This window comes from Streptomyces sp. NPDC006643 (genome assembly GCF_042870175.1).
Classification (GTDB): Bacteria; Actinomycetota; Actinomycetes; order Streptomycetales; family Streptomycetaceae; genus Streptomyces.
Genome location: NZ_JBIAHA010000019.1, coordinates 20984 through 37455, shown reverse-complemented (window position 1 = coordinate 37455; position 16472 = coordinate 20984). Strand labels below are relative to the sequence as shown.

Here is a 16472-nt window from a genome sequence, read left to right as displayed (position 1 = left end):
GTTCATCGAATGCGAAGTCGAGATCATCGTGAATGTCATCGCCGTGTTTCTTGCGATCGCCAAACCGACGTCCGGAACCACGCCCCGACGTCTTGCGCCTGGCGCCTTCAATAGCAGTCCGGTCGATCCCTATGTGCGGAAGGGGCGCGGAGTCAAATATCGGGAGGGGAATTAATCCTGAGATTTCCCTGCCTCCTTGTATCTCTTCTTTCGAGAGGCGGCACTATCCAATATGTCCGCTGAGGAGATATTCTTCGCGCCAGAAAGGACTGACTTGCGCATGACGTCCAGGCATACCGCTTCAATATCTGCATGACTCATCCCAGAAAGAGCTCGGGATGTCTGCTCTTTATTTATCTTGTGACTAAACTTTCGCAACTTAATCTCTAGGAGCTTGCCGATCTGCACCTGCGTTGGGTGACGGTAAGTCAGCACTTCATCGAATCGTCGCCACATTGCAGAATCGAGCGAACTGCCATGATTCGTAGTCGCGATAACCAGATTGTCAGCCCGATAATCCTCTAGCTGCTGAAGAAGAACCGTGGAGACGCGCCGCATCTCACCATGGTCGGAATCTTCACGCTCTCCCGCAAACATATCAATCTCGTCGAAGCTTACAACCCATCGTCCACTCTCGGCATATTCGAGGATTCTTTCCAAGTGGCGAGCAGTCTGCCCGAGATAAGACGAGACGACAGCAGAGAGCCGCACCCTTACCAGTGGTATTCCGAGAGCGTAAGCAAGGGCCTCAGCAGTGCGAGTTTTTCCGGTTCCGCTAGGGCCAGTCAGTAGCAATTTAGTTCTAGGGCGCAAACCGTAAGCAGCGAGTCTGCTGACGTGGCGTTGCTCGTTGAGGATTTCCCTCAAAGCGGTGACAGTCTGTGGGGTGAGAACAAGATCGTCCAAGGAGACGAGCGGTTCACTCACAGTAACAAGTGGCACGTCCTCATCACTCAGAGGAACAGGTGTCATGCTGTTGACTGTCATGGGCCTACGCCGCCCACGGGCACCCGCAGCCCGCTCCAGACGACCAGCAAGACCGGGACCTTGAGGGCGGTTCTCGTGGAGGCCCGACCGAACGACGTCCGCCAGCGTGCTCTCTTCGTCCCTCCACAGCGTCTCAGCCTGGTCGCTGGTAGCCACTTAGTTCCTCCCAGGGCCTAGCAATGATGTCCCTGGAGACACCTTCCCGGCGCTACCATACCCAACACTCGGCCGGTTCCACACAGTTGAACCGTAAGAGATGTGGACAAATGAACTTGGCCCGCGGGGGTATCAATGATGACAGGCAGCTCTGTTGGCTACTCGCAAATAGACTCTTCCGAATTGTCAACTGCTATCAGGAATGGGCTGTTTAAGAAGGCTTCAGCCGGCGGCATCCTCAGTCTCAGTGGAGAGTGCCCTCGTTGTGGACACGATTTCTCCTGCAGCCTTCCCGTGAAGCCCATGGTAGTTACGCCTGGCTCTTATGTGACTGGCCAGTCTGCTGCCGGTTCTCTGACGGCAAATCCGCAAGAGCACACCATCTTTTGCTCATGCACCTACGAGCATGAAGGCCGGCCCGCAGACGAGGTCGGTTGTGGCGCCATGACAAGGCTCCTACTCCGGAAGGTGCAGCCGTGAGTCCAGCGCGGGAGAATGGACCCGACCTCGACCTGAGTGACGTTCCGGTTGACCAACTAGAGTTTCTACCTTCTCCTAACCTAGCAACTTCTGAGGATATTCGTTGGGCTAGAATGGCTGACGAAGCCCGATTCAATGGCCTTCCGGATATTCAGCGCTCGGCCGAGCGCTGGGGGGCCACGATCCTAGTAATCACAGGCCTGCTGACGACCCTTACGGTTGTTCGAGGGGCCTCGGACCTGGCCGCCCTACAGGATTTGTGGCCAAACAAACTCCTTGTAGGCGTGCTGGCCGGGACTTCTCTGTTGCTCGCAGTCTCCAGCGTCGTCTGGGCAGCAATGGCGGCTCAAGGCCAGCCCGTCAGTATTGTTGTTAGCGGGCCGAGGTATGCAGAAGAAACGGGCAAGGCTACAAGAGTAGCCGGTAGCCGCCTCAAGACGAGTCGCCGCCTGGCACTTGCAATCGTCCCCTTCTACATGGCCACGCTGGGTTTCATGGCATACGCGCCTCAGAAAAGTGACGCGCCCTCAAAGATCAGCGTCACCGACAACGTGGGTGGCAGTTACTGTGGTCTCTCAGCAAAACAAGAGAAAGGCGCACTAGTGATTGTGGGCGAGAAAGGAGTGGTCGCGAGGCTGCCGATTTCCAGCGTCACCAAACTGACTTCCGTAGCTGATTGCAAAAAGAAGAAATAGCGATAGAGCCGCGCCTGTTGAGTGGGTGCGCTTGCCAGTTACCAACTTGATAGTTCTTAGCCTGGAAATTCCTTCAGCGAATCTAAAATAGGACGGCTGAACCGGCGGCTCCGGGTATCCGGCTTCGCAAGACATCAGCCGCGGACGGTGCTACCCCTCGACGGAGACTGGATCGATCCAGGGCGCCTCCTTGAGCGCTGACCATGCTGTGCTGCGTACTCTGCACCAGACAAGATTTAAGTTGATCAAACTCCTAGAGGGGTGCTCCCCACTCGTGCCCGATCCGTGCCCGACAGGTCGGTAAACCAGGGTCAACAGCGAGTGTCTGGAAGGGCCCGAGAGTCGGCCCTGGCACCTGTGCACGCAGGTCAGGCCGCAGCCGCGGCCCAAAGTGCGGTGATTCCCAAGCTCAGAGCTTCCGCCACCCGATACGCGGTGGTCACCTGACGCGTGGTTCTGTAGCTTGTCCCCATGATCAACAATCAAAGGGGCAATGCCGCGTAGGCGCCCGTCAGTCCTGCGGGACGACCTCCCTCTCTTCCCTCCGAGACGGCGACGGTACCCGTTCATCGATCGCCTTTCAGGATCCTGCACAGCTGACCTGCGTCGGCTGGAGCGGACCCGCTTCTGGCCCGAAGCCACAGAAAAAGCGTTTTGGCACTGGCAGGCCTATGCCCATGGGCCCGTCAGACAACTGGTAGACCCACTCGCAGGTCCCGACTGCGGCCTCCCTGAGTGCGGGTGTTACGGCGCCGGCTTCCGCGAGCACCTCGAAACGGTGCTTCACGCACTGCCCAGGAAGAGCGCGCGTGAGCTGCGCCCCCTCGTGCGGGCCCTCGACGGGAAGATTCTGGCAAGAGCCAAGGTCATCCCGGCTGACAACCTGGACGTGCCATGGTGGCGAGGTCAGCTCTAGGGCCACGGGCGGCCGTCTCAGTTTCCGTCTCATTCAGCCCCGTTCACGGCCGTTCAGGCGAGATCCGAAGCCGTCCCTGCACCGGCGGACAGCCGCGAATGAACGCAGGTGAACTCCCCTGCACCCTCGCTGGTACCGCACCACCACAGTTGGAAAGCGTGCACTTCGAAGAGCGCGCCCGATGTGCTAACACGCGTGCGCCCGGATCGCCCAATGCCGCCGGCCGTGCGCCCTGCTGTGTGTGAGCGCGGTGTCCCAGGCTGGATGCCCCGAGGCGAGGCGGACCAACGGAAGGGGGCGGGACCGTGAGTGAGTGGAAGCAGGGGAAGTGCGGTTGGCCGACGGACCGAGGGAGTTGTCGCAACAAGACGATGAAAGGCACGTCGCGTTGCTACCTCCACCAAGGTGGCTGGACGAAGCGCGGCCAGGCCGAAGTGAAGAAGCGGGCGAGCAAGCGCCGCAAGAAGTAGGCCGGAGGCGCGGGGTGAGTGTCTAACTGCGTGACAACGCCGGCGAACAGCGACGGACGAGCGCGAACGTCTACGGACCGTCAGCGCAGGTGAGAGCCACACCAGCCCAAGCCACCACCCCCGCCCAAGTTGCTTCGGGACGAAGAGGTCGTGGATTCAAATCCCGCCACCCCGACAGTGAAATACCAGGTCAGGGGCCTGATCCGCATCGCGGATCGGGTCCCTGAGTGGTTCGGAAGGCATCTTGGGACAAATCTGGGAGAAGGTCTTGAAATCCCTCACCCGGACGACACTCGCCGGCGCTGGCGGCATGCCCGCACCGAACTGCCGACCCGCCCCTTCCCTAGCCGACGGTGGCCCTCGGCTCGGAGCCAAGACGGTTAGCACCAACTTCCAGCGCGATCGAACCTTTCCTACGCCATCAGAGCTCACCCCACTCGCCAGCCCCCTGGCTGACAGCGCTCATTGATCATCATCAAGCCGACCGCCACAGACACCCAACAACAGCAGAACCCTGGGCTCTCAGCACGGCTCGCCCGTAAAGTGTGATCATGCCTACTGAGAAGCGCGAACGGGACTTCAAAATCACCGTCCTCGGTCGGACCTTGGAGCACCTCGGCACACAGATGTACAAGCGGCGTGACGTCGCCATCGCCGAACTGGTCGCCAACTGCTGGGACGCGGGGGCGACTCGCGTCGACGTCGAAGTGCCGATCGAGCAGGCATACTCTCCCCAGTCGAGCGTTCTGACGGTCACCGATAACGGGGCTGGAATGAGCGATGACGAGGTCGAGCGCAACTATTTGGTGATCGGTAGGAATCGACGCTCGGCGGGGCAGTCCCCGAACAAAGGGCGCCCCGTAATGGGCAGAAAGGGAGTCGGCAAGCTAGCCGGTTTCGGGCTTGCCCGAAATATGACCATCACCACTTGGCAAGACTCTCAGGCTTGCACCCTCACGCTCGACTCCAACACACTAAAGACAGATTCCGATCACGCCGAGCGAGTAGCCATCCCCGGATTTGTCGAGCCTAAAAGTGATGAGCTGCCCTATTCCAGCGGCACTCGCATTATTATGCAGAATCTTAAGCATAAGACACCAGTAAACATTGCAGGCCTTAATCGAGCACTCGCCCGCCGATTTAGCTCCAGCGTGCGCGGAGCGATGGAAATCTACCTCAACGGAGAGCGAGTTTCTGACCCGATGATCGACTTCGACATGCGCGAACCGGCGACAGGGGAAGGGAGTGTCGAGCTCGCCACCGGGCAATCCATCAAGTGGTGGGCTGGTTTCAGCAGTGTCGTCCTGCCGAAGGAACTACAGGGTTTCACGGTCATCGTGAACGGAAAAACCGCTCAAGCCCCTCCGTATTTCTTCGACGTCGAAGGCACAGCCAGCGGTCAGCACGGCACTAAATATCTCACCGGCGTCATTGAGGCAGACTACTTGGATTCCGGCACCGATGACGACAGCGACCGCGTTTCAACTGACAGACAAGAAATCGATTGGGACGACGAGTTGGCGGCGCCACTGAAGGCCTGGGGTGATGCTTTGACTCGACGACTTCTGCGCGAACGAACCGAACAACGAGGGGAAAAGGTAAAGAAGGAGATCCACGCCAATTCGGAGTTTTCCACAAGGATGGCCCGACTGGACCGACCGTCAGCCAATCAGATGGATAAATTCCTAGTCCTCCTCGGAAAAGCTGGAACTGAGAACGAGAGGGTAACCCCCCTGGCAGACACAATCCTGCGCGCGTTCGAATATCGACAGTTTCACGACTTTATATCGGAGCTCGACGTTGCAGCGGCCGACCCTGAAACATTTCAGCAGGCTGTCGAGTACATGCGTGACTGGAAGCTTCTGGAAAGTCGAGCCGTACTTGAGGTAGTCAAAGGAAGATTGGATATTATCGATAAGTTCTACGACTTGCTCGTGAACGACGCACCTGAAACGGCTCCGAAGAAAGGGAAGGAGAATCTGCACGACCTGATTGCCGACTACCCGTGGCTGATCAACCCTGAATGGCAAGTTTTCTCGGAAGAAAAGAGGATCACCAAGACGCTAAGAGAATGGGGTCAAGAAAATATCGATGACCCTGAATATGCAGGAAGGTATGACTTCCTCGCGCTTTCCGGGAACGATGAACTAATCGTTATCGAAATTAAGCGGGCGGGTCACTCCGTAAACATGCAGGACCTGCACAATCTTGAGGAGTACGCCGGGCGCCTCGAAGCGGCACAGAAGGTTGGATTCATGGCCTTCATCTCCAGCGAGAAGTACGAGATCCCCGATCGGCTACGGAAGGTATGGGACGAGCGCGAAGATGGTGCTCTCCTCACTTGGCAAGGAATTCAGACAAGAGCCCGCATCTACTACGATCATTACCGAGCAATCCTCGAAGGCGACGTCCAGCATGCCCAGTTCGGCAAGAAGGAACAAGAGGTGGCCAGAACACGCGACGTCCTAGCGAACGGCGCTTATAGAGGCGTGGAGCGACGCCAAGAAGGCGTAGGCCCCCAAGATGTCGAATATGAGTCTCCAGAAAACACCACAGAATAGGAGTTCGTCGAGGTCGCGGGTTAAATCCTGCCACCCCAAAAACATAATGGCCCAGCCTGCTCACGTAATTAGGCTGGGCCATTATGCCATACGCTCCTTTGTGCAAAATCTTAGATTTCTCTCCCCGACAACACCTACCGATGCGCTCTGAACCGCTCCTGCAAGAGGGCGTTGAGCACCGCCACCGGGGACGTGTGGCACATCGCTGGCCGGGCATCGAGCGCGGCTTCCCACTCGGCAGGGGCCGCGGAGGTTGCCGGGTTGTGCTTGGGCTTGGGTGGGGGCGGCCGTGGTTGTTGGGGCGGTGGGGGATCGTGTGGGGGTGGGTGGCTCTGGATGGGATGCTGGGTAGGGCGGATCGAGTTGCTGGGAGTGGGTGCGTGGGAGTTTTGCGGCACATCGGTCCGGGCTTGCCGGGTGAGCTCAATCCTGAGCTTGTCTGGTATACGTCGTATGGGTCCAACATGGATTTGGATCGGCTCGGGTACTACATCCGAGGTGGTCGGCCGCCTGGTGCTGCGAGGGCCTGGCCCGGGTGCAGAGATGTGCGGATGCCCGGTCGGTCCATTCCGGTTGAGCTGCGGGGTGTCCTGTACTTCGCGACCGAGTCGCCGGTGTGGGGAGGCGGCAGGGCGTTCTACGATCCGGCGGGGGGAGGTCGGGTGCTGGGGCGGGCGCATCTGGTGACGGCTGGTCAGTTCTCAGATATCGCGGCTCAGGAGATGTACAGGGAGCCGGGCTCGGACATCGATCTCGCGGAGGTGCTGACCCGAGGGAGAGCGGCCTTGGGTGAGGGGCGATACGAGACGTTGGTGTGCGCCGGGCAGGTGGACGGGGTGCCGGTGTTGACGTTCACGGCGCCTTGGGGGTGGAAGGACGTCCGGTGGAATCCGCCGTCTTCTGCGTACGTGCGTTACTTGGCCGCGGGGCTGCTCGCCGCGGGCGCGTGGGACGTCGGGACAGTCGCTTCGTACGTTGCCGGTTGCCCAGGCGCGGCGGGTCACTGGTCGGAAGAGGCGCTCGTCGATCTTGTCGATCAGGCCGGATGAGTGAGCACCCGCCGCGCAGCGGCAAGACAGCCCTTAGGGGCAGGTGTTCATCGGTGGTGCGGGTTGGGCGGTTGTGCCCTGCACTGTGATGTGGATCGTGGTGCGGGCCTGTTGGGGAGCGCCGCCCGAGGTGGTGCCCGTGGAGGGGGCACTTGGGGGGCGGGCGGTGTGGGTGGTGCGGGTGGCCAGGGTGGTGGTGCAGGTGAGTTGGTGGAGGGCGGCCGGGGTGAGTCGAGGGGTGCCCTCGGGGAAACGGATCAGGACCGATTCCGTGCCGACAGTGATGTCCGGTGCGGGGAGGTTCGGGGGGAGAGCGGTGGTGAGGTACTCCGATTCGGCGGGGGTCGGGCCGGCGAGGAGTTCTCGTACGGCCGCAGCCACCGGGTCCACGTCGGGGATCCCGGGGCGGGCCACCGCGTGCAGATACGTACCGTCGGCCGGGTCCGCGGAACCGGGGTCGGCTGTGCGGTCGAGGAAGTAGACCGCCTTCGAGAGGGTCATGCCCGTGGCCGGTTCGCCGACCTCGATGACGCCCGAGGGTGGTACGCCGCAGCCCGACGACAGGCACAGAACCGCCGCCGTCACCGCGAGGGCCGCCGCTCCTTGTCCCAGTCTCATGCGGGCTCTTCCTTTCCGGGGCCGGGGGGTCGCAGGGGCAGTTCCACGGTGAACACCGCTCCCCCACCCGGGCGGTTCGCGGCGTGGATGCGGCCACCGTGCAGATGGACGTTCTCCGCGGTGATCGCGAGGCCGAGGCCGCTGCTCTCGCTGCGGCTGCGTGCCGGGCCGGCCTTGTAGAAGCGCTCGAAGAGGTGCGGAAGCGCCGGCTCCGGGATGCCGGGGCCGTGGTCGGACACCTCGATCAGCACGCCGGGCCCGTCCGGTACCCGGCGCAGGGTCAGGGTCACGGGCCGTCCTCCGTGTCGCAGCGCGTTGCCCACGAGGTTGGCGACCACGACGTCGAGGCGGCGGGGATCGACCCGTGCCCGTATGCCGTCCGGCAGGTCGGTGCGCACGTCGTCGGGCCAGCCCCGGATGGCGAGTGTGCGCCGCAGGGACTCGGCCAGATCCAGGTCGTCGAGGTTCAGTTCGGCCGCGTGGGCGTCGAAGCGGGAGATCTCCATGAGGTCGTCCACGAGCCGTGCGAGCCGCAGCGTCTCCTCGGTGATGAGGTGTACGGCGTCGGCCGTGTCGCCGACGAGACCCGGCGTCTCCTCGGCGAGTACGTCGGTGACCGCCGTCATGGCGGCCAGCGGGGTGCGCAGTTCGTGCGAGATGTCGGCCGCGAAGCGGCGTGCTCCCGCCTCCATGCGCCGCAGTTCGGTGATGGACTCCTCCAGCGCGGCGGCGGTGTCGTTGAACGCCTTGGCGAGGTCGGCGAGTTCGTCGGAGCCTTTGACGTCGAGCCGGGTGTCGAAGTGGCCGTCGGCCATTCTTCGGGTCGCCTTGCTCAGCGCCCGTACGGGCCGAAGGACGCCGCGCGCGAGCAGCAGCGCCAGCAGGGCGGCGAGGCCGAGGGCGGGCAGGGTGGCCCGTTCGACGGCGGTGACCAGTGCGTCCACGTACGCCTGCTCCGTCTTCTGCGGGACGATCAGATAGAGCGTGAGCCCCGACAACGTACGTGAGGTGGAACGGTCCTCGGAGTACGTGACGGGCAGGCCGACGACGAGGGACGAGTGGTTCCCCGTGCGTACGCGTTGGAAGACCGCGACCGCCCGCGACTCAACCGACGCGCGCAGCGCGGGCGTCAGTCCGTCCAGGGCGGCCGGGCCGGACGAGGCCGCGCGCAGCTCGCCGTACGTGGCGAGGACCCTCCACTGCTGTGTCTGGTGTTCGCGCGCGAGCCGCGAGACGAGGCTGTCGAGCTCGTCCTGGCCGGGGGCGGAGGACAGTTGGGGGACCGTGGCGTCGACGCTCTGCCTGAACTGGTTGACGACCGTGTCCTGGCTCTGCTGGAGGACTCCGGTACGCGCCTGCTGGAAGGTGAGCGCACCGGTGCCGAGCGCGCTGAGGGCGGCGACGAGGACGAAGGCGAAGAGGAGCCGGGCGCGCAGACCGCCCAGGCCGACCGCCGAGCGGGGGTGGGGGCGTCGGTGGGGGCGTCGGCTTCGTTCCTCCGGGGGCGGGGGCGGGGGCGTATCCGGTGCCTCCGGTGTTTGCGGTGTTTGCGGTGGAGAGTTCATGCGCGGAAGCGGTAACCGAAGCCGCGTACGGTCTCGATGCAGCCGGACTCCCGGCCCGCCTCGCCGAGCTTTCCGCGCAGGCGCTTCACGCACGCGTCGACGAGCCGGATGTCGCCGTGGTAGCTGTGCTCCCACACCATTTCGAGGAGTTGCTGGCGGCTGAGCACCCGCCCCGGGGCCGCCGACAGGGTCATCAGCAGGCGCAGTTCGGAGGCGGCGAGCAGGACCCGTTCGCCGTGGTGGGTCACCACGAGGCCGGCGCGGTCGATGGTCAGCGGGCCGTGGGACTCGGGCCGGGGCCGCGCGTGGTCCGGGGCCGGTCCGTCGAGGCGGCGCAGGACGGCTCGTATCCGGGCGTCGAGGACACGGGCCTGGACAGGTTTGACGACGTAGTCGTCGGCGCCCGCCTCCAGTCCGACGACCACGTCCACGTCGTCGCCCTTGGCGGTCACGATGATGATCGGCACCTGATCGCGATCACGGACCCGGCGGCACACGTCGAGGCCGCCCATACCGGGCAGCATCAGGTCGAGCACCACGACATCGGGCCGGGCCGAAGCCAGCCGGTCGAGTCCTTCTTCTCCGGTCGCCACCGCGTGGACGTCGTGCCCCTGGCGCCTGAGCCCCAGGTCGACGGCCCGGCGGACGGCGTCGTCATCCTCGATGAGCAGCACGCGGGACATCCGCCCAGTATGCGTCGGCGCGGGGGAATGTCTGTGCGATCCCGGTCTCACCGGCAGGGCTGTTACGCGATGGTCTTATGCCTCGTACGCGGCGAGGGCGACCGAACAGACCGTTATCCTCTCGTGATCTTCTGCGCCAAGGCCGGTCACTTGAGATTCGCAGCCTGGGTCCGCCCCCGACCGAATCGGGGTGGACCAACGGCCCGCTCGCGCTGGGCCGTCGACGACGGGATCTCGCCGCCTCATGCGCCACGCCAACAACCGACGTGACCGACGTGACCGCCGCGCAGGACGTGCAGGAAGTGCAGGACGTACCGGACGGGCCGCTCACGTGGCCCGTCTTCCTCGCCGGACGGCCGTCCGCAAGCGGGCCGCCCGGCGCCGGCGCCTGCTGGGTGTCGCGGCGTTGGCCGCCCTGACCCTGGCTGTTCTCGGCGCCGTCCGCTGGCAGGGTGGTGGCTCGTCCTCCTCGGCGGCCGGGCAGGGCGCCCTCCCGTCGCCGATCCTGTCGCCTTCTCCTTCGGCCTCTCCTTCGCCCTCGGCTTCCCCGTCCGCGTCCCCGTCCGCATCCGAGAAGGCGTCCAAGGAGGTGTCCACCGACCGCGTGGCCAAGAGCGGGACAGGGGAGTTCAGTACGGCTGCCGCCGACGGCGGTCCCGTCGGTACGGGAGCCATCCGCCGCTACTCCGTCCAGGTCGAAGGCGGGACCGGGGTCCAGGCCGGCGACGCGGCGAAGGAGATAGCAGGCGTCCTCGGCGACCGGCGCGGCTGGACGGCCAACGGCCGGGACGGCTTCCAGCTGGTCTCCTCGGGGCCCCGCGACTTCGAGGTGAAGATCGCGACCCCGGACACGGTGGACCGGCTCTGCGGCGCCGCGGGTCTGCACACCCGGGGCGAGGTCAACTGCAACGTGGGCAACCAGGTGATCGTCAACCTCAAGCGCTGGCTGACCGGTTCGCCCCAGTTCCCTGGCCCCCTGCACGAGTACCGCGCCCTGATCATCAATCATGAGGTCGGCCACCGCATCGGTTACGGGCACGAGGGCTGTCCGGGCCCCGGCCGCCCGGCCCCGGCGATGATGCAGCAGATAGACGGCCTGCACGGGTGCGAGGCCAACGCCTGGCCGTACAGCAAGGATGGCGTCTATCTCCGGGGGCCCGGCGTGCCGTAGCAGCCGGGGCCGGGGGAGCAGCAGGACGCCGGCCCCTCCCCCGGACCCGGTCAGCTCGCGCGCTGCGCCGCGAGATCCGCCCGAAGGCCGGACAGGATCTGGGCCGCGTGCTGGAGGCCCGCGCTCTCGCAGCGGCCGATCGCCGTGTCGAGCCTGGATATCGCCGCTTGGGGGGAGTTGAGGCCGTTGGCCTCGATCAGCGCGGCGACGCGGGTCGCCTCCGCGCGGGGTGTCTCGCCCTGCTCGCCGCCCTCCTCGTACGCGGTGATGGCACGCTCCATCTCGGCCAGTGCCTCGCTGAAGCGTTCGGCCACGGCGAGTGCGCGGGCGCGTTGGTACGCGGTGGCCCCGGCCTCGTACCAGTGGACGAAGTCCTCGGCGTCCTTGGCGACGGCGGTGCGGATCTCGTCGGCCTCGGTGAGATGCGCGAGGGCCGTCTCGATGCCGTCCGAGCCTTCGGCCGCCATGGTCAGTGCCGCGAACTCCCGCGCCATTTCGCCCATCAGACCCGCCTGACCCGCCTGGCCCGCCTGACCTGCCTGGCCCGCCTGACCTGCCTGGCCCGCCTGACCCGCCTGGCCCGGGGGACGGGTGTCGCGGTGTGCGATCAGGGCGCGTTCGTACGCCGCGCGGGCGGCGTCCCAGCGGTCCGCCCGTGCCAGCGCGATGGCGGATTCGGCTGTGACCAGCGTGTACGTGGTGCGGTCGTCCCAGTCCGCGACCGTCTCCGCCAGCCGTACGAACTGCTCGGCCGATGCCTGGTGCTCCTCCAACTCCCGTAGCCCGCGCGCCAGGTTGAGCCGGATCTGGGCCAGCAGCCGCTCGTCGAGCGACGCCGAGGCCTCGTCCAGGACCAGGGATTCCAGCACGGCGACGGCGTCGGCCGACTGCCCGGACCGGCCGAGGACGTCGGCGAGTTGGAGCCGGGCCTCCGCCGCCGCGTTGTCGTCGCCGTCCCTGTCGAACCGCCCCGCCGCCTCGGACAGGTGCCGCACCGCGCCGGGCAGGTCACCGGCGTGCGAACAGGCGTGGCCCAGCAGCAGATGGCTGAACGCCACGGGGAACGACGTGTCGTCGTACCGGGCGGCCCCCGCCAGGGCCTGCCGCAGCGCGCCCGCCGCTTCCTCCGGCTTGTCCTGCTGGAGCAGGATCTGGCCCAGCTGGGCCTCCAGCCTCGGTGCCCGCCACGGTCTGCCGCTCGTCTCAAGGATGTCCAGGGCGGTACGCAGCTCGGCGACCGCCTCGTCCGGCCGGCCGGCGCGGGAGGCGAGGTCGGCGGTGTATCTGCGTACGCCGACGGCCAGGTACGGCATCTTGAACCGGGCCGCCTCGGACAGCACGGCGTCCGTCGCGGCGTCGAAACGTGCGCGGGTCGCCGCGGAGACGTCGGGCGCCTCTGCGGCGGCCTCCGCGTGGGCGGCGAAGGCCCGGCAGTGGAGCACGGTCAGATACTTCTCCGGGGTGTCGTCGTCCTTCGGAGCGAGGTCCGCCGCACCCGCCGCGCCCGCCGCACCCTTAGTACCGACGTCCGCCGCATCCCCCGCACGAGCGCCCGCCGCACGAGCGTCCGCCGCGTCCGCCGCGTCCCCCGCATCCGCCCCATCCGCCCCGTCCGCCCCCAGCAGCTCCCGCGCTTCGCGCAGCAGGTCGTCCAGCACCGTCCACGACGGGAAGCCGCCCGCCTCCCGCTCCCCCGCGTCACCCCACGCGAACGAGCTGACGCGCGCCCGCGCCGCCAGTGCGTGCCACGGCAGGCCGGCCTCCCGCTCGTACAGATCGGCCGCCTCCGTCATGGTGGCGTTGGCCTCCTCCCAGCGCTCGTTCTCGTACGCGGTGAAGCCCCGCTGCTCGACCAGTTCGGCCCGCAGCCGGGCCTCCGCGCCCAGCGCCGGATCGTGTACGTGGCCGTCGGCGGCCACGCGTTCGGCTATCCGCTCCCACAGCGCGGTGTCCCCCGGGTGCCCGTCGGCCGCCATCTCTCGGGCGCGGGTGACCAGTGCCACGAAGTCGTCCGGTATGTCCCGCGAGGAGACCGGCGACGCCGGAACGGTCTCGGGCCGCGCCGTACGCAGGCCCAGCGCCAGCGGCTCGGCCAGCAGCGCCGGCCGCGCCACCCGCTCGCGCCGCCGGTCGCCGACCGTCGTGGTCCCGTTGCGCGCGTCGAACGCCGCCACCAGCGCGTCCGCCTCACCGCTCACATGGGCCAGCAGGCTCTCCGCCGTCCAGCTCCGCCCGAGCGGCCCGGCGACGGTCGTCGTCGCGTACCCGTCCGCGACCAGGCGCGTCAGCAGCACCTCCACGCCGGTGAGGAAACCGAGCAGGGAGAGCGGGGCGCCCGTGGTCTCGAAGAGGGCCCTGTTCTCGGCGAGGATCTCCAGCCCCCGGCCCTCGTTGCGCGACAGCGCGCTGAACTCGATGTGCAGGCCCACCTCTTCGGCCAGGCCGGTCTTGCCGCGGGCGTACCGGTAGCCGCTCAGATGGTGCGACCGCGCCTCGTCGACACGGCCCAGACTCAGCAGCGGCAGCAGCGCGTGCGCCTGGCTGACGTACGGCTCCTCCGCACACGTCTGGCCGCCGTCGAAGACCGGCCGCCAGATGTCGAGCGCGCGCCGTTCGTCGCCGGAGCGTACGTGGTGGATCGCCCGGTGCCGGGTCTCGCACGCCTCGCAGTCGCTCATCGGCTCGCGGGGCCGGGTCACCCACAGGTCGTACGCCGAGCGCTCCGCGTCGCCGGATCCGACGTGCGCGGCGATGCGGTGGCGCATGGCGGCCACCGGCTGCATCCCGTGTCCCGCCTCGCGGTAGCGGTCGCGCATCTGGTCGGTCCAGCCGCGGATCGCGGCGAGCGGGACCTCGGGCACCTGGAGCAGGGACGTCGTGACCCACTTGAAGCGCCAGAGGACCTGGCTCGCCTCCCAGTCACTGAACGCGCCGGGCTTGTCGTCCTTCAGCTTCAGGACGCGGGCGAAGACGACCGGTGCCTTGCGGTGTTCGCCGGTGTACTCGTACGCGGACATCAGCTCCAGCAGCGCCGTCGCCAGCAGCTCCGGCTCCTCGAACTGCTCGGCCGCGTCGACCAGTTCCTCGGCGGTCACGGTGCGGTGGAGTCCGTAGGGGCGTTCGTTGTTCTCGCGCAGCGCGTCGAGAACGGCCTCCGGGGTCTCCAACCCCTTCGGGCTCTCCAACATCTACCGCTCCTTCCGGGGCTCGGACGCGGGGCCTTGGCCCGGCCCGGTGCTCTCGTCGTGCATGGCGTGGCTGAGCAGGCCGATGAAGGCCCGGTTGAGCAGCGCGCTCTCGGCGGCGCGGAGGGGGCGGCGGGTCATCAGCAGGGCCTGCCCGTACAGCGCCTCGACCGTCGTGACGGCCAGCCCCCGCTCGTGGATCGTCGCGGCGCGGCGCACCAGCGGGTTGAGGTGGTTGAGGACCAGCTGCGCGCGAGGGGTCTCGGTCCGCAGCGAACCGAGGATCTCGGCCCACAGCCCGTCGCTGCCCTCGGCGAGAGAGGCCCGGGTGCGTTCGTGGCGGGCGTCGCGGTTGTCCAGCAGCAGGGCGGGCGCGGTGACGGGGTGGAAGCTGCGCAGGACGACGTCGCAGTCGTACGCGCCGATCACCTCGCGCGCGACGGTGAGGAACGCGGCGGCGGCCAGTTCGGCGGACGGGTCGACCGAGTCCAGGTGCGCGGTGACCGTCGCGGGGTCCAGATCGGTGACGGCGGTGCCGGGCCGGATCTCGGGCAGCCGGTGCACCAGGTCGCGGTCGTAGGTGTAGCCGCCGTTGACGACACCCAGGCCCGCCGCGGCGGCGATGGGCGCGACCTGCCGGAACTCCTCGACGCTGCGCGCGACCAGGATCGTGGGGTGGGCGCGGGCGAACTCCTCCAGCGTGACATTGCCGTCGGTGGTCTCGAACGGCAGCCAGGGCAGCAGCATCCGCAGCAGCTCGTCGTCGTAGCGTGCGAGCGCTTTGACGGCGAGGTGGTGGGTGTCGATGAACCGGTGCAGGAGCGTCGGATCGCTCGCCGCCAGCCCGGTGAGCCAGTCGCGGATACGGGCGCCGAGCGCGTCCCGTACGGCGGCCAGCGTCCCGTCCTCGTACAGCGCCTCGCGGGAGGCGGTGGGGCGCAGGCTGGTGGTGTCCACGACGCAGCGGACGAAGAAGGCCCATTCCGGGAGCAGTTCGGTCGCCCGGTCGGAGAGCAGCATGCCCTTGAGGTGGACACGGTGGCCCGCGCGCTCGGAGGGGCTGACGGCCGTGGGCAGTACGTACGCGACTCCGCGCAGGCCCGCCGCCGGCAGGTCGAGGTCGATGGTGTCGAGCGGGGCGAAACCGAAGGTCGTACGGCAGTGCTCGGCCAGCGCGTCGCGGCGGGCGAGCGGGGATCCGTGCCGGCGCTCCCAGGGCGGGGTGTCGTTGATCCGGTCGGCGGAGCCGCCGGGGGCGACGACGGTGACCTCGTACGGCAGCAGGCCGCCGTAATGCCGTGCCAGCGCGGTCACTTGGTCGGGGCGGGTCCACTCGGTGCCGTCCGCGCGGGGCGTCAGCCGTACGGTCGTGCCGGGCTCCGGGTGCTCGTGCGACGGCAGCGTACGGATGGTGTACCGGCCGTCCGAGTGGCCGCGCCACTCCACGACCGGGGCGTCGGGGTGGGCGGCGGACCGGCTGACCACGGTGATCTCGTCGGCGACGACGAAACAGGCGAGCAGCCCGATCCCGAACTGGCCGATGAAGTCACCACGCGCCGCTTCGAGTTCACCTTCGGCGGCGCGCTTGGAGCTGCGCCCGATGGTCGCCAGGAAGGTGTGCACGTCGGCCTCGGTCAGCCCGATGCCGGTGTCGGTGACGGTGAGGGTGTCGCCGGTGCGGACGGTGATGGTGGTGGGGGCGCCGGGGAAACGGGCCTGGCGGGCGGTGATCGCGTCGGTGGCGTTCTGGAGCAGTTCGCGGAGGTAGACGCGGGGGCTGGAGTAGAGGTGATGGGACAGCAGGTCGACCAGGCCGCGGAGGTCGACCTGGAAGGTGTGGGACGTGTGCGGGGTGTGGGACGTTTCGGAACTGGGCACCTGGGAGGCTTCCTTGGCGGTGTGAACGTCGGGAGGTGTGTGCGAGGGGTGGCCGAGG

The 16472-nt window shown here is 66.8% G+C and carries 10 protein-coding genes; 4 read left to right on the top strand and 6 right to left on the bottom strand.

The annotated features are described in order from the left end of the window. Positions 1-171 precede the first annotated feature (171 nt). A complete protein-coding gene (locus ACFYNU_RS24855) occupies positions 172-972 on the bottom strand; it encodes an ATP-binding protein (protein ID WP_356588872.1) in 801 nt (266 codons plus the stop codon). Between the two features lie 764 nt (positions 973-1736). Here ACFYNU_RS24855 and ACFYNU_RS24850 point away from each other — a divergent pair. The 3 genes from ACFYNU_RS24850 (at position 1737) to ACFYNU_RS24840 (ending at position 7314) form a co-directional block, all read left to right on the top strand. After that, a complete protein-coding gene (locus ACFYNU_RS24850; protein ID WP_356588874.1) occupies positions 1737-2318 on the top strand; it encodes a hypothetical protein in 582 nt (193 codons plus the stop codon). 1937 nt (positions 2319-4255) lie between these two features. Then, positions 4256-6265: an ATP-binding protein gene (locus ACFYNU_RS24845; RefSeq protein WP_356588876.1), complete on the top strand. Its 2010-nt coding sequence runs from the start codon at positions 4256-4258 to the stop codon at positions 6263-6265. Positions 6266-6729: 464 nt separating this feature from the next. Then, on the top strand, positions 6730-7314 hold the full coding sequence (locus ACFYNU_RS24840) for a histone deacetylase (RefSeq protein WP_356588878.1): 585 nt from the start codon (positions 6730-6732) through the stop codon (positions 7312-7314). A gap of 33 nt (positions 7315-7347) precedes the next feature. On the opposite strand, the gene ACFYNU_RS24835 is transcribed toward ACFYNU_RS24840, so the two are convergent. Genes ACFYNU_RS24835 through ACFYNU_RS24825 form a run of 3 tightly spaced genes read right to left on the bottom strand, consistent with a single transcriptional unit; the run spans position 7348 to position 10180 of the window. After that, on the bottom strand, positions 7348-7932 hold the full coding sequence (locus tag ACFYNU_RS24835) for a GerMN domain-containing protein (protein ID WP_356588880.1): 585 nt from the start codon (positions 7930-7932) through the stop codon (positions 7348-7350). Beyond that, positions 7929-9497, bottom strand: coding sequence for a HAMP domain-containing sensor histidine kinase (locus ACFYNU_RS24830; RefSeq protein WP_356588882.1), 1569 nt, complete (start codon positions 9495-9497; stop codon positions 7929-7931). The genes ACFYNU_RS24835 and ACFYNU_RS24830 overlap by 4 nt, the downstream gene beginning before the upstream one ends. Then, a complete protein-coding gene (locus ACFYNU_RS24825; RefSeq protein WP_356588884.1) occupies positions 9494-10180 on the bottom strand; it encodes a response regulator transcription factor in 687 nt (228 codons plus the stop codon). The genes ACFYNU_RS24830 and ACFYNU_RS24825 overlap by 4 nt, the downstream gene beginning before the upstream one ends. A 331-nt stretch (positions 10181-10511) precedes the next feature. Here ACFYNU_RS24825 and ACFYNU_RS24820 point away from each other — a divergent pair, with 331 nt between their 5' ends. Then, positions 10512-11351: a DUF3152 domain-containing protein gene (locus ACFYNU_RS24820; RefSeq protein ID WP_356588886.1), complete on the top strand. Its 840-nt coding sequence runs from the start codon at positions 10512-10514 to the stop codon at positions 11349-11351. 50 nt (positions 11352-11401) lie between these two features. Here the strand turns inward: ACFYNU_RS24820 and ACFYNU_RS24815 are convergent, their stop codons facing one another. Next, positions 11402-14539, bottom strand: coding sequence for a hypothetical protein (locus ACFYNU_RS24815; RefSeq protein ID WP_356588888.1), 3138 nt, complete (start codon positions 14537-14539; stop codon positions 11402-11404). Further along, positions 14540-16414: an HSP90 family protein gene (locus tag ACFYNU_RS24810; RefSeq protein WP_356588890.1), complete on the bottom strand. Its 1875-nt coding sequence runs from the start codon at positions 16412-16414 to the stop codon at positions 14540-14542. It abuts the gene before it with no gap. Positions 16415-16472 lie beyond the last annotated feature (58 nt).

What these genes read in the sequence shown, in the direction of transcription:
- ACFYNU_RS24855 (WP_356588872.1), bottom strand. Translation starts at nt 972, where the DNA reads ATGACACCTGTTCCTCTGAGTGATGAGGACGTGCCACTTGTTACTGTG.
- ACFYNU_RS24850 (WP_356588874.1), top strand. Translation starts at nt 1,737, where the DNA reads ATGGCTGACGAAGCCCGATTCAATGGCCTTCCGGATATTCAGCGCTCG.
- ACFYNU_RS24845 (WP_356588876.1), top strand. Translation starts at nt 4,256, where the DNA reads ATGCCTACTGAGAAGCGCGAACGGGACTTCAAAATCACCGTCCTCGGT.
- ACFYNU_RS24840 (WP_356588878.1), top strand. Translation starts at nt 6,730, where the DNA reads ATGGATTTGGATCGGCTCGGGTACTACATCCGAGGTGGTCGGCCGCCT.
- ACFYNU_RS24835 (WP_356588880.1), bottom strand. Translation starts at nt 7,932, where the DNA reads ATGAGACTGGGACAAGGAGCGGCGGCCCTCGCGGTGACGGCGGCGGTT.
- ACFYNU_RS24830 (WP_356588882.1), bottom strand. Translation starts at nt 9,497, where the DNA reads ATGAACTCTCCACCGCAAACACCGCAAACACCGGAGGCACCGGATACG.
- ACFYNU_RS24825 (WP_356588884.1), bottom strand. Translation starts at nt 10,180, where the DNA reads ATGTCCCGCGTGCTGCTCATCGAGGATGACGACGCCGTCCGCCGGGCC.
- ACFYNU_RS24815 (WP_356588888.1), bottom strand. Translation starts at nt 14,539, where the DNA reads ATGTTGGAGAGCCCGAAGGGGTTGGAGACCCCGGAGGCCGTTCTCGAC.